Source organism: Klebsiella sp. KE9456 (genome assembly GCF_043832615.1).
Taxonomy (GTDB): domain Bacteria; phylum Pseudomonadota; class Gammaproteobacteria; order Enterobacterales; family Enterobacteriaceae; genus Klebsiella; species Klebsiella indica.
Map to the genome: position 1 here is coordinate 147944 of NZ_JBDYQK010000003.1, position 12951 is coordinate 160894.

At 54.6% G+C, this 12951-nt stretch carries 12 protein-coding genes; 11 read left to right on the forward strand and 1 reads right to left on the reverse strand.

Annotation, left to right across the window (positions count from 1 at the left end; genetic code table 11):
- Positions 1-10: 10 nt before the first annotated feature.
- From mutL to hflC, 6 genes are all read left to right on the forward strand, one after another.
- On the forward strand, positions 11-1900 hold the full coding sequence (gene mutL / locus ABK821_RS04370; protein WP_395033823.1) for a DNA mismatch repair endonuclease MutL: 1890 nt from the start codon (positions 11-13) through the stop codon (positions 1898-1900).
- Positions 1893-2843 (forward strand): tRNA (adenosine(37)-N6)-dimethylallyltransferase MiaA, encoded by a 951-nt coding sequence (gene miaA, locus ABK821_RS04375; RefSeq protein ID WP_138358586.1) that lies wholly within the window; start codon positions 1893-1895, stop codon positions 2841-2843. Before mutL ends, miaA begins: the two co-directional genes overlap by 8 nt.
- Before the next feature lie 90 nt (positions 2844-2933).
- The gene (gene hfq / locus ABK821_RS04380; RefSeq protein ID WP_138358588.1) at positions 2934-3242 is read left to right on the forward strand and encodes an RNA chaperone Hfq; all 309 of its coding nucleotides are present in this window, start codon (positions 2934-2936) and stop codon (positions 3240-3242) included.
- Between the two features lie 75 nt (positions 3243-3317).
- Positions 3318-4598: a ribosome rescue GTPase HflX gene (hflX, locus tag ABK821_RS04385; protein ID WP_308560786.1), complete on the forward strand. Its 1281-nt coding sequence runs from the start codon at positions 3318-3320 to the stop codon at positions 4596-4598.
- Between the two features lie 65 nt (positions 4599-4663).
- Positions 4664-5920, forward strand: a complete 1257-nt coding sequence (gene hflK, locus ABK821_RS04390; protein WP_138358592.1) for an FtsH protease activity modulator HflK — start codon at positions 4664-4666, stop codon at positions 5918-5920.
- Positions 5921-5922: 2 nt separating this feature from the next.
- Complete coding sequence (gene hflC, locus ABK821_RS04395; RefSeq protein WP_308560787.1) at positions 5923-6930, forward strand: protease modulator HflC; 1008 nt, start codon at positions 5923-5925, stop codon at positions 6928-6930.
- 45 nt (positions 6931-6975) lie between these two features.
- Here the strand turns inward: hflC and ABK821_RS04400 are convergent, their stop codons facing one another.
- Complete coding sequence (locus ABK821_RS04400; protein WP_343178152.1) at positions 6976-7269, reverse strand: hypothetical protein; 294 nt, start codon at positions 7267-7269, stop codon at positions 6976-6978.
- 209 nt (positions 7270-7478) lie between these two features.
- Between ABK821_RS04400 and ABK821_RS04405 the strand changes: the two genes are divergently transcribed.
- From ABK821_RS04405 to rlmB, 5 genes are all read left to right on the forward strand, one after another.
- On the forward strand, positions 7479-7676 hold the full coding sequence (locus tag ABK821_RS04405) for a DUF2065 domain-containing protein (protein ID WP_138358598.1): 198 nt from the start codon (positions 7479-7481) through the stop codon (positions 7674-7676).
- Between the two features lie 102 nt (positions 7677-7778).
- Complete coding sequence (gene purA / locus ABK821_RS04410; RefSeq protein ID WP_138358600.1) at positions 7779-9077, forward strand: adenylosuccinate synthase; 1299 nt, start codon at positions 7779-7781, stop codon at positions 9075-9077.
- Positions 9078-9228: 151 nt separating this feature from the next.
- Positions 9229-9654, forward strand: a complete 426-nt coding sequence (gene nsrR / locus ABK821_RS04415; protein WP_138358602.1) for a nitric oxide-sensing transcriptional repressor NsrR — start codon at positions 9229-9231, stop codon at positions 9652-9654.
- A 37-nt stretch (positions 9655-9691) separates the two neighbouring features.
- Entirely contained in the window at positions 9692-12139 is a 2448-nt protein-coding gene (rnr, locus tag ABK821_RS04420) for a ribonuclease R (RefSeq protein ID WP_343178151.1), read from the forward strand.
- 79 nt (positions 12140-12218) lie between these two features.
- Complete coding sequence (gene rlmB, locus ABK821_RS04425; RefSeq protein WP_138358606.1) at positions 12219-12950, forward strand: 23S rRNA (guanosine(2251)-2'-O)-methyltransferase RlmB; 732 nt, start codon at positions 12219-12221, stop codon at positions 12948-12950.
- The last annotated feature ends 1 nt before the right edge of the window (position 12951 follow it).

Sequence of the window (12951 nt, forward strand, 5' to 3'; positions counted from 1 at the left end):
GGAGACGTCCATGCCGATTCAGGTTCTGCCGCCGCAGCTCGCCAACCAGATTGCCGCCGGTGAAGTCGTGGAACGTCCGGCGTCGGTGGTTAAAGAGCTGGTGGAAAATAGCCTCGACGCCGGGGCGACACGCGTCGATATTGATATTGAGCGCGGTGGCGCGAAGCTGATCCGTATTCGTGATAACGGCTGCGGTATTAAAAAAGACGAACTGGCTCTGGCGCTGGCGCGTCATGCAACCAGCAAAATCGCGTCGCTTGACGACCTGGAGGCGATAATCAGCCTCGGTTTTCGCGGAGAAGCGTTAGCCAGTATCAGTTCCGTGGCCAGACTGACGCTGACGTCGCGCACTGAGGAACAGCAGGAGGCCTGGCAGGCCTATGCTGAAGGGCGCGATCAGGCGGTGACCGTCAAACCGGCGGCCCACCCGGTGGGGACGACGCTGGAAGTGCTGGATTTATTCTATAACACTCCCGCGCGCCGCAAATTCATGCGTACCGAAAAAACCGAGTTTGGCCATATTGATGAAATTGTGCGGCGTATCGCATTGGCGCGTTTTGACGTCACTATCAACCTGAGTCATAACGGTAAAGCGGTACGTCAGTATCGCGCCGTGTCGCAGGACAGCCAGCGTGAGCGGCGGCTTGGCGCCATATGCGGTACGCCTTTTCTTGAGCATGCGCTGGCTATTGAGTGGCAGCACGGCGATCTCATGCTCAGCGGCTGGGTGGCCGATCCTCTGCACACCAACCCGTCGCTGGCGGAAATTCAGTATTGCTACGTCAACGGACGGATGATGCGCGATCGCCTGATTAATCACGCGATTCGCCAGGCCTGCGAAGATAAACTGGGCACCGATCAGCAGCCTGCCTTTGTGCTGTATCTGAAGATCGATCCGCATCAGGTGGATGTGAACGTTCATCCGGCGAAGCATGAAGTGCGCTTTCATCAGTCGCGGCTGGTGCATGATTTTATCTATCAGGGCGTGCTGAGCGTGCTTCAGCAGCAACTGGAGGCGCCATTGTCGGCAGAGGGCAGTGAACCCGCGCCGCGGATGGTGCCGGAAAACCGTATCGCGGCAGGCGGCAACCATTTCGCTCAGCCGGCAGTCGCGCGTGAAACGGAGGCTCCCCGCTATCGCGACGAGCCCGCTACGCCGCGTTTTAATGCCGGAGGTTCACGAGAGCCCTCGGCTTCCGGTTCCTCTGGTGGCGCTAACTGGCCGCATGCTCAGCCCGGCTATCAAAAACAGCAGGGAGCGCTGTATCGCCAGTTGCTGGATACCCCGGCAGCGGAGCGAAAAGCGAAATCACCTGCTCCGGCAGAGGAAGGTCTGGCGGGGCACAGCCAAAGCTTTGGCCGCGTATTGACGATTGTCGATGGCGATTGTGCGCTGCTGGAGCGCGACGGGCAGTTAGCACTACTGGCGTTGCCGGTTGCTGAACGCTGGCTGCGTCAGGCGCAGCTGACGCCTGGCGCGGAGGCGGTTTGCGCTCAGCCGCTGCTTATTCCACTGCGGATAAAGGTGTCCGAAAAGGAAAAAGACGCGCTGAACCACGCGCGGTCGACGCTGGCCCAGGTCGGTATTGAGCTGCAGCCCGATGCGCAGCACGTGACTATTCGTGCGGTGCCTTTACCCTTACGACAACAAAATTTACAAATCTTGATTCCTGAACTGATAGGCTACCTGGCGCAGCAGCAAAAATTCGATGTTGGCAATATCGCTCAGTGGATGGCGCGTAATCTGGCGAGCGAGCATGCGCAGTGGAATATGGCGCAGGCGGTTGCTGTACTGGCGGACGTTGAACGTTTATGTCCGCAACTGGTTAAGGCGCCGCCGGGTGGTCTGTTGCAACCTGTTGATTTACATTCGGCGATGAATGCCCTGAAAGATGAGTGATGTAACCGAGGCGAGCCTGCCTAAGGCAATATTTTTAATGGGCCCGACGGCCTCCGGGAAAACCGCGCTGGCGATCGCCTTACGTAAAGTTTTGCCAGTGGAGTTGATTAGCGTTGATTCCGCCCTCATTTATCGAGGAATGGATATTGGGACGGCCAAGCCTGATGCCGCAGAGCTGCGCGCTGCGCCGCATCGTTTGCTGGATATTCTCGATCCGGCTGAGGCTTATTCCGCCGCGGATTTTCGGCGCGATGCGCTGGCCGGGATGGCGGAAATTGTCGCTGCCGGGCGTATCCCGCTGCTGGTCGGCGGAACGATGTTGTATTTTAAAGCGTTACTGGAGGGGTTGTCGCCTTTACCTTCCGCTGATCCAGCGGTCAGGGCCAGAATTGAGCGACAAGCCGCAGAGCAGGGGTGGAACGCGTTACATCAGCAGTTACAGGCGATCGATCCGGTTGCCGCCGCGCGTATTCATCCAAATGATCCGCAAAGACTTTCCCGAGCACTGGAAGTTTTTTTCATTTCGGGTAAAACTTTAACGGAACTGACGCAAACGTCAGGTGATGCTCTGCCGTATAAGGTGCATCAGTTCGCCATCGCCCCGGCGAGCCGTGAACTGCTCCATCAACGCATAGAACAGCGTTTTCATCAGATGTTGGCTTCAGGTTTTGAAGCTGAAGTACGGGCGCTATTTGCCCGGGAAGATTTGCATACGGATATGCCTTCCATTCGTTGTGTCGGATATCGCCAGATGTGGTCATACCTCAATGGCGAGATCCCGTATGATGAAATGGTTTATCGAGGTGTTTGCGCTACGAGACAGTTGGCGAAACGTCAGGTGACCTGGTTGCGCGGTTGGGAAGGGGTTCACTGGTTAGACAGTGAACAACCTGAACAGGCGTTCAACAAAGTATTACAGGTTGTTGGTGCTAGCCTGGACTGAACGTGTACAATTGAACGGGTATCGTGCGTAATTTTTAAGAATCGTAAGGTTCTGAGTACAAAACAAGCATACATATAAGGAAAAGAGAGAATGGCTAAGGGGCAATCTTTACAAGATCCGTTCCTGAACGCTTTGCGTCGGGAACGTGTTCCGGTTTCTATTTATTTGGTGAATGGTATTAAGCTGCAGGGGCAAATTGAGTCTTTCGATCAGTTCGTGATTCTGTTGAAAAACACGGTCAGCCAGATGGTCTATAAGCACGCAATTTCTACCGTTGTCCCGTCTCGTCCGGTGTCACACCACAGCAATAACGCGAGTGGCGGTACAAACAACTATCACCACGGTGGTGGTGCGCAGGGGTCGTCTGCGTCGCAGCAAGACAGCGAAGACACCGAATAAGGTCAGTGCTGTTTTTCCACGTCGGGGAGCCAGATTTTCTGCGTTCCCCGCTGGTATTTTATAAGGGGTTTACGCTTGTTTGACCGTTATGATGCCGGTGAGCAGGCGGTACTGGTACACATCTATTTTTCGCAAGACAAAGATATGGAAGATCTCCAGGAGTTTGAAACTCTGGCCTCTTCCGCCGGTGTCGAAGCAATGCAGGTGATTACCGGTAGCCGTAAAGCACCGCACCCGAAGTATTTTGTTGGTGAAGGTAAAGCTGTCGAAATTGCGGAAGCCGTAAAAGCGACCGGTGCGTCGGTCGTGCTCTTCGATCATGCCCTGAGTCCGGCGCAGGAACGAAACCTTGAGCGCTTATGCGAATGCCGGGTTATTGATAGAACCGGTCTGATTTTAGATATTTTTGCCCAGCGAGCGCGTACCCACGAAGGGAAACTACAGGTTGAGCTGGCGCAGTTGCGTCATATGGCAACACGTCTGGTTCGTGGCTGGACCCACCTTGAAAGACAAAAAGGCGGGATTGGTTTACGCGGTCCGGGGGAAACCCAGCTCGAAACTGACCGTCGATTGTTGCGTAATCGTATTATGCAGATCCTGTCACGACTGGAAAAAGTTGAAAAACAGCGTGAGCAGGGACGGCGGTCACGTGCCAAAGCCGATATTCCCACCGTGTCGCTGGTCGGTTATACCAACGCCGGGAAATCAACGCTGTTCAACCAGATCACTGAAGCTGAGGTCTATGCCGCGAACCAACTGTTCGCCACGCTTGACCCAACGCTGCGCCGGATTGATGTCCCTGATGTGGGAGAAACCGTTCTGGCCGACACCGTGGGCTTTATCCGCCACTTACCGCACGATTTGGTCGCGGCATTTAAAGCGACCCTGCAGGAGACACGTCAGGCGGCGCTGCTGCTGCATGTGATTGACGCGGCGGATGTTCGCGTGCAGGAGAATATTGATGCTGTGAATACAGTCCTCGCCGAAATCGAGGCCGATGAGATCCCCGCGCTGCTGATCATGAACAAAATCGACATGCTGGATGATTTTGCGCCGCGTATCGATCGGGATGAAGAAAATAAACCGATTCGGGTCTGGCTTTCCGCTCAGACCGGGGTCGGTGTGCCACTTCTTTTTCAGGCTTTAGCGGAGCGACTTTCGGGTGAGGTGGCCCAGCATACGCTGCATCTGCCGCCCCAGGAAGGGCGTCTGCGGAGCCGGTTTTATCAGCTTCAGGCGATAGAAAAGGAGTGGATGGAGGATGACGGTAGCGTTGGTCTGCAGGTGCGCATGCCGATCGTTGACTGGCGTCGCCTCTGTAAACAAGAGCCAGCGCTGGTTGAATACGTGATTTGACCTTGCAGCTTGCCTGAAGATATTAACCCCTGTGGGGATATCAAAAACAAATATGGAGCATATACATGGCGTGGAATCAGCCCGGTAATAACGGACAGGACCGCGACCCGTGGGGAAGCAGCAATAACCAAGGCGGCAACTCTGGGGGAAATGGCAACAAAGGTGGTCGCGAACAAGGGCCGCCCGATCTGGATGATATCTTCCGTAAGCTAAGTAAAAAACTTAGCGGCCTGGGCGGCGGAAAAGGTGGACTGGGCGGCGGTAGCGGCTCCCAGGGATCGCGTGGCCCAATGGGGGGACGTATTGTCGGTATCGTTGCTGCTGCTGCGGTTATTATCTGGGCCGCCAGCGGTTTTTATACCATTAAGGAAGCTGAACGCGGTGTTGTCACCCGTTTTGGCAAATTCAGCCATCTGGTTGAGCCCGGTCTTAACTGGAAACCCACCTTTATTGATAATGTCCAGGCGGTTAACGTTGAATCCGTACGCGAGCTGGCGGCCTCCGGTGTCATGCTGACGTCTGATGAAAACGTGGTGCGCGTTGAGATGAACGTGCAGTACCGCGTGACCGATCCGGAGCGTTACCTGTTTAGCGTAACCAATGCCGACGACAGCCTGCGTCAGGCGACCGACAGCGCGTTGCGCGGGGTTATCGGTAAATACACCATGGATCGTATCCTGACGGAAGGTCGTACCGTGATTCGTAGCGATACCCAGCGTGAGCTGGAAGAGACGATCCGTCCATATAACATGGGGATTACCCTGCTGGACGTTAACTTCCAGACCGCGCGTCCGCCGGAGGAAGTGAAAGCCGCGTTTGACGATGCGATTGCCGCGCGTGAGAACGAACAGCAGTACATTCGTGAGGCTGAAGCTTACGCTAACGAAGTTCAGCCGCGGGCGAACGGTCAGGCGCAGCGTATCCTTGAAGAGGCGCGGGCGTACAAGACGCAGACTGTTCTCGAAGCACAGGGTGAGGTGGCGCGTTTTGCCAAGATCCTGCCTGAGTATAAAGCAGCGCCGGAAATCACTCGCGAGCGTCTGTATATCGAAACCATGGAAAAAGTGCTGAGCCATACTCGCAAAGTACTGGTGAACGATAAAGGGAATAACCTGATGGTTCTGCCTCTGGATCAGATGCTGAAAGGCGCGGGTGCGCCAGCGGTAAAGAGCAATAGCAGTAGTGCAAGCGATCTGTTGCGTCTTCCGCCTGCGTCCAGTTCAAGCAGCGCCAGTAATGTTCAGACCTCAACGGGAGGCACCATTATGGACCAACGCCGCGCCAACGCGCAGCGTAACGACTACCAGCGTCAGGGGGAATAACGATGCGTAAATCTGTTATCGCGATAATTGTCATCGTGCTGGTGGTGCTCTACATGTCCATCTTTGTGGTTAAAGAAGGCGAGCGCGGCATTACTCTGCGTTTTGGTAAAGTGCTGCGCGACGATGAAAACAAACCACTGGTATACGCACCGGGTCTGCACTTCAAGATCCCTTTCATTGAATCAGTGAAGACCCTGGACGCGCGTATCCAGACGATGGATAACCAGGCCGATCGCTTTGTCACCAAAGAGAAAAAAGACCTGATCGTTGACTCCTATATCAAATGGCGTATCAGTGACTTTAGCCGCTACTACCTGGCGACCGGCGGCGGCGACGTCTCCCAGGCCGAGGTGCTGCTGAAGCGTAAATTCTCTGACCGTCTGCGTTCTGAAATTGGTCGTCTGGATGTGAAAGACATCGTAACCGACTCCCGTGGTCGTCTGACTCTGGAAGTGCGCGATGCGCTGAACTCCGGCTCCGCCGGGACCGAAGATGAAGTCAGCACGCCGGCTGCCGATGATGCGATTGCCAAAGCGGCGGAGCGTATCGAAGCAGAAACTAACGGTAAAGTGCAGGTGATTAACCCGAACAGTATGGCCGCGCTGGGTATTGAAGTGGTTGATGTGCGGATCAAGCAGATTAACCTGCCTGCCGAAGTTTCTGAAGCGATCTACAACCGTATGCGCGCCGAGCGTGAAGCGGTTGCTCGTCGTCATCGTTCGCAAGGTCAGGAAGAAGCTGAAAAATTGCGCGCGGCAGCGGACTATGAAGTGACGAAAACGCTGGCAGAAGCTGAACGTCAGGGGCGTATCCTGCGCGGTGAAGGCGATGCTGAATCGGCGAAGCTGTTTGCTGATGCATTCAGTCAGGATCCGGGTTTTTATGCCTTTATCCGTAGCCTGCGCGCCTATGAGAACAGCTTCCAGAGCAATCAGGATGTGATGGTGCTCAGCCCGGACAGCGATTTCTTCCGCTATATGAAATCGCCTGAGGCGGCGGCAATTCGCTGATAAGTGATGATGTAAGTAAAAAAGGCGCCGTAATCAGGCGCCTTTTTACATTGCGCAGAGTGAGTGACGAGGGCGCCCATTCAGCAGTTCATCGACAACAGGGACCCGTGCTGGCGTTTCTACGATAGCGCCGCTGATCATTGCGCCAGTATTTTCAACAATATCGGGAATATTCACCGGACCAAATATGGGCAAATCAACATTCAGATTGTCGCAGGGAAAGAATATTGCAGAACTTGCTTTGTTGGCTTGGCCCTGAGCGCCAAAACCACTTTGTCGCCCGCAGGCGCCGCTTACCACATTGATTTCAACAGCGATCAATTCTCCGATAATCATCATCCTGATTATCTTATTGCCCGCATCTGAATCTGATATGCGACATTATAATTGACGCTTTAAAAAGAACATTTAATACAACAGGTTATAAATTTTATTTTATAAAATTGATTCATAATAGCAGTGAAATAGCGGACAATATGCTGCGAAAGCAAACATAACGTGGGCAACCCGTCGTCCGTACGGCGCGGCGTTTATATATAAGGTGAAAAATGAACTCAACTATCTGGCTGGCACTGGCGCTGGTTTTAATACTTGAAGGGCTTGGGCCACTGCTTTATCCACGCGCGTGGCGTCGGATGGTCGCTACCATGAGCCAACTGCCAGATAATTTATTACGCCGGTTTGGCGGGGGGCTTGTGGTTGCCGGAGTCGTCATCTACTACATGTTGAGGAAAACGATTGGCTGATCAAAAAGTGGTCGGATTTGCCGGTTTTAGCGTGCAAAAAGTGCTGTAACTCTGAAAAAGCGATGGTAGAATCCATTTTTAAGCAAACGGTGATTTTGAAAAATGGGTAACAACGTCGTCGTACTGGGCACCCAATGGGGTGACGAAGGTAAAGGAAAGATCGTCGATCTTCTGACTGAACGGGCTAAATATGTTGTGCGCTACCAGGGCGGTCACAACGCAGGCCATACTCTCGTAATCAACGGTGAAAAAACCGTCCTCCATCTTATTCCGTCAGGTATTCTTCGCGAGAATGTCACCAGCATCATCGGTAACGGTGTGGTGCTGTCTCCGTCTGCGCTGATGAAAGAGATGAAAGAACTGGAAGACCGTGGGATCCCCGTCCGCGAGCGCCTGCTGCTTTCTGAAGCTTGCCCGCTTATCCTTGAATATCATGTGGCGCTGGATGTTGCGCGTGAGAAAGCGCGTGGCGCGAAAGCCATTGGTACCACCGGCCGCGGTATCGGCCCGGCTTACGAAGATAAAGTGGCTCGTCGCGGTCTGCGCGTTGGCGATCTGTTTGATAAAGCCACCTTCGCTGAAAAGCTGAAAGAAGTGATGGAATATCACAACTTCCAGTTGGTGAATTACTATAAAGCGGAAGCGGTTGATTACCAGAAAGTGCTGGATGATGTGATGGCGATTGCCGACATTCTGACAGCGATGGTGGTTGATGTTTCCGACCTGCTCGCTCAGGCGCGTCAGCGCGGCGACTTCGTGATGTTCGAGGGCGCGCAAGGTACGCTGCTGGATATCGATCACGGTACCTATCCGTACGTGACGTCGTCCAACACCACCGCCGGTGGCGTGGCGACGGGTTCCGGTCTGGGGCCGCGTTATGTCGACTACGTTCTGGGCATCATCAAAGCTTACTCTACTCGCGTCGGCGCGGGTCCGTTCCCGACTGAGCTGTTTGATGAAACCGGCGAGTTCCTGTGCAAGCAGGGTAATGAATTTGGCGCAACGACTGGCCGCCGTCGTCGTACCGGCTGGCTGGATGCTGTCGCGGTGCGCCGCGCGGTGCAGATTAACTCCCTGTCTGGCTTCTGCCTGACCAAACTGGACGTGCTGGACGGCCTGAAAGAGGTGAAAATCTGTGTCGCTTACCGTATGCCGGATGGCCGAGAAGTGACCACCACTCCGCTGGCCGCCGACAACTGGGAAGGTATTGAGCCGGTTTATGAAATCATGCCCGGCTGGTCTGAAAGCACCTTTGGCGTGAAAGATCGCAGCGGGTTGCCGCAGGCAGCGCTGAACTACATCGCGCGCATTGAAGAACTCACCGGCGTACCGATCGATATTATTTCCACCGGTCCTGACCGTACCGAGACGATGATTCTGCGCGATCCGTTCGACGCATAATGGTCTTCCAGAGGCGCCGTTCAGGCGCCTCTTGTTTTGCTGTTAGCCCGCCCATTTTAAATAAATTAGCGGCCTGAGCGCTGGCTGGTTTATCATCAATAGAAATGACGTCTACCGACACATCCTGTATTTCTTTTCCCTGAGGTTGATTGTGCAGTTAACGAGTTTCACTGATTACGGGTTACGCGCGCTGATTTATATGGCGTCGCTACCGGAAGGAAGAATGACCAGCATCACTGAGGTGACGGAGGTTTACGGCGTTTCACGTAATCATATGGTTAAAATAATCAATCAGTTAAGTCGGATAGGCTATGTCATGGCCGTTCGGGGAAAGAACGGAGGTATTCGCCTCGGTAAACCCGCAAATATGATTCGTGTGGGGGATGTCGTTCGCGATCTGGAACCGCTCACTTTGGTTAATTGCAGCAGCGAATTTTGCCATATTACGCCTGCCTGTCGTCTGAAACAGGCGCTTGCAGAAGCCGCGCAAAGTTTTCTCAAGGAACTGGACAACTACACGCTGGCCGATTTGGTTGAAAAGAATCAACCGCTTTATAAATTATTGCTGGTGGAGTGACGTAAACTTCACCAGAGATGACAACGGAGGAACCGACATGTCACAAGACCCTTTCCTTGAGCGCGAATCTGAAAAGTACGCCAATCCCATCCCGAGTCGGGAATTCATCCTCGATCATTTAGCAAAACGCGAAAAACCCGCCAGCCGGGATGAGCTGGCTACAGAACTGAATATTGAGGGTGAAGAACAGCAAGAAGCATTGCGTCGTCGGCTGCGAGCCATGGAACGCGATGGTCAACTGGTCTTCACGCGTCGCCAGTGTTATGCGCTGCCGGAACGTCTTGATCTATTGAAAGGTACCGTTATCGGTCATCGCGATGGTTATGGCTTCCTGCGCGTGGAGGGCCGTAAAGATGACCTTTATTTGTCCTCTGAGCAGATGAAGACCTGCATTCACGGCGACCAGGTGCTGGCGCAACCGCTGGGCGCTGACCGTAAAGGCCGTCGGGAAGCGCGTATCGTCCGCGTGCTGGTGCCCAAAACCGGGCAGATCGTCGGCCGCTACTTTACCGATGCGGGCGTGGGCTTTGTGGTACCGGATGACAGCCGCTTAAGCTTTGACATCCTGATCCCTCCGGAAGAGGTGATGGGCGCGAGAATGGGGTTCGTGGTGGTGGTTGAACTCACCCAACGCCCAACCCGCCGCACTAAAGCGGTCGGCAAAATTGTTGAAGTGCTGGGCGACAACATGGGAACCGGCATGGCGGTCGATATGGCCCTGCGCACCCACGAAATCCCCTACGTCTGGCCGCCTGCGGTAGAAAAACAGGTCGCCGGACTGAAAGAGCAGGTGCCGGAAGAGGCGAAAGCAGGGCGCGTTGATCTACGCAGCCTGCCGCTGGTCACCATTGATGGCGAAGATGCCCGCGACTTTGATGACGCGGTGTATTGCGAGAAGAAACGCGGCGGCGGCTGGCGCTTGTGGGTTGCGATTGCTGACGTCAGTTACTATGTGCGCCCGGGCACGCCGCTGGATGGCGAAGCGCGTAGCCGCGGTACGTCAGTCTATTTTCCGTCGCAAGTGGTCCCGATGCTGCCGGAGGTGCTGTCTAATGGTCTGTGCTCCCTGAATCCGCAGGTCGACCGGTTGTGTATGGTGTGCGAGATGACGATTTCGGCAAAAGGTCGGCTGACCGGCTTCAAATTCTATGAAGCGGTAATGAGCTCCCATGCCCGCCTGACTTATACCAAGGTCTGGCATATGCTGCAGGGCGACCAGGATCTGCGTGAACAGTATGCGCCGCTGGTGAAGCATATCGAAGAGCTGCACAACCTTTACAAAGTGCTGGACAGCGCACGTGAGGAGCGAGGCGGTATCTCATTTGAGAGTGAAGAAGCGAAATTTATCTTCAATGCTGAACGCCGTATTGAACGCATTGAGCAAACTCAGCGTAATGACGCGCATAAACTGATTGAAGAGTGCATGATTCTGGCGAACATTTCCGCCGCGCGTTTTGTTGAGAAGGCTGAAGAGCCAGCGCTGTTCCGTATTCATGATAAACCCAGTACGGAAGCGATTACCGCGTTCCGTTCCGTTCTGGCGGAACTGGGGCTGGAGCTGCCCGGCGGCAATAAGCCGGAACCGCGCGACTATGCGGAATTGCTGGAATCTATTGCCGACAGGCCGGATGCGGAAATGTTGCAAACCATGCTGCTACGCTCGATGAAACAGGCGGTGTATGATCCGGAAAACCGCGGCCACTTTGGCCTTGCGCTCCAGTCTTATGCCCATTTCACTTCGCCGATTCGTCGCTATCCCGATTTGTCACTGCATCGCGCTATCAAGTATTTGCTGGCGAAGCAGCAGGGGCATAAAGGCAATAGCACCGAGACAGGCGGCTGGCACTACAGCATGGAAGAGATGCTGCAACTGGGCGTCCACTGCTCGATGACCGAGCGTCGCGCGGATGAAGCTACTCGTGATGTGTCGGATTGGCTGAAGTGTGATTTTATGTTGGATCAGGTGGGTAACGTCTTTAAAGGCGTGATCGCCAGCGTCACCGGCTTCGGCTTCTTTGTGCGTCTCAATGAACTGTTTATTGACGGTCTGGTGCACGTTTCTTCGCTCGACAACGATTACTACCGTTTCGATCAGGTGGGGCAACGTCTGATTGGCGAATCCGGTGGTCAGACGTACCGTCTGGGAGATCGGGTAGAAGTGCGCGTTGAAGCGGTTAATATGGACGAGCGTAAGATCGATTTCTCGCTTATCTCCAGCGAACGGGCGCCGCGCAACGTCGGTAAGACCGAGCGTGAAAAGGCAAAAAAAGGTGCTGCGGGTAAATCATCCGGGCGTCGTCGTCAGGCTGGGAAGCAGGTAAACTTCGAGCCGGATAGCGCATTCCGCAAACCGAAAGGCAAATCTCAGTCGAAGGCCGCTCAGCCAAAAGGCGAGAAGAAAGCGAAGAAGCCGTCGGCGAAAACGCAAAAAATCGCCGCCGCGACCAAAGCTAAGCGCGCGGCGAAAAAGAAAATCGCTGAGTAAATTGGATTCCCTTAACTCCCTGTATCGCGGGAAGAGCGGAGAAAGGGAACTGATAACAGAAATTAAAACGAGTAGATAAATGAGTGAAATGATTTACGGCATCCACGCGGTGCAGGCACTGCTGGAACGCGCTCCTGAGCGCTTTCAGGAGGTTTTTATTCTGAAAGGCCGCGAGGATAAGCGCCTTCTGCCGCTGATCCATGCCCTGGAAGCACAGGGGGTGGTGATTCAGGTCGCCAGCCGTCAGTTCCTTGATGAGAAAAGCGAGGGTGCCGTTCATCAGGGAATTATTGCCCGCGTGAAGCCCGGGCGTCAGTACCAGGAGAACGATCTGCCGGATCTGATCGCCTCTCTCGATCAGCCGTTCTTTTTGATCCTCGACGGCGTGACCGATCCGCACAATCTCGGCGCCTGTTTGCGGAGCGCCGATGCCGCTGGCGTGCATGCGGTGATTGTGCCGAAAGATCGCTCCGCGCAGCTGAATGCTACGGCGAAAAAAGTGGCCTGCGGGGCGGCGGAAAATGTTCCGTTGATCCGCGTTACCAACCTGGCGCGCACCATGCGCCTGCTGCAGGAAGAGAACGTCTGGATCGTCGGCACCGCCGGCGAGGCCGACCATACGCTGTTCCAGAGCAAAATGACCGGCTCGCTGGCGCTGGTGATGGGCGCGGAAGGCGAAGGTATGCGTCGCCTGACCCGCGAGCACTGCGATGAATTAATCAGTATTCCCATGGCCGGTAGCGTTTCGTCGCTGAATGTATCTGTCGCCACCGGGATTTGCCTGTTTGAAGCGGTACGCCAGCGCAGCTAAT

Excerpts from the sequence above, each read along its gene's own strand:
- mutL (WP_395033823.1), top strand. The coding sequence starts at position 11 with ATGCCGATTCAGGTTCTGCCGCCGCAGCTCGCCAACCAGATTGCCGCC.
- miaA (WP_138358586.1), top strand. The coding sequence starts at position 1,893 with ATGAGTGATGTAACCGAGGCGAGCCTGCCTAAGGCAATATTTTTAATG.
- hfq (WP_138358588.1), top strand. The coding sequence starts at position 2,934 with ATGGCTAAGGGGCAATCTTTACAAGATCCGTTCCTGAACGCTTTGCGT.
- hflK (WP_138358592.1), top strand. The coding sequence starts at position 4,664 with ATGGCGTGGAATCAGCCCGGTAATAACGGACAGGACCGCGACCCGTGG.
- hflC (WP_308560787.1), top strand. The coding sequence starts at position 5,923 with ATGCGTAAATCTGTTATCGCGATAATTGTCATCGTGCTGGTGGTGCTC.
- ABK821_RS04400 (WP_343178152.1), bottom strand. The coding sequence starts at position 7,269 with ATGATGATTATCGGAGAATTGATCGCTGTTGAAATCAATGTGGTAAGC.
- ABK821_RS04405 (WP_138358598.1), top strand. The coding sequence starts at position 7,479 with ATGAACTCAACTATCTGGCTGGCACTGGCGCTGGTTTTAATACTTGAA.
- purA (WP_138358600.1), top strand. The coding sequence starts at position 7,779 with ATGGGTAACAACGTCGTCGTACTGGGCACCCAATGGGGTGACGAAGGT.
- rnr (WP_343178151.1), top strand. The coding sequence starts at position 9,692 with ATGTCACAAGACCCTTTCCTTGAGCGCGAATCTGAAAAGTACGCCAAT.
- rlmB (WP_138358606.1), top strand. The coding sequence starts at position 12,219 with ATGAGTGAAATGATTTACGGCATCCACGCGGTGCAGGCACTGCTGGAA.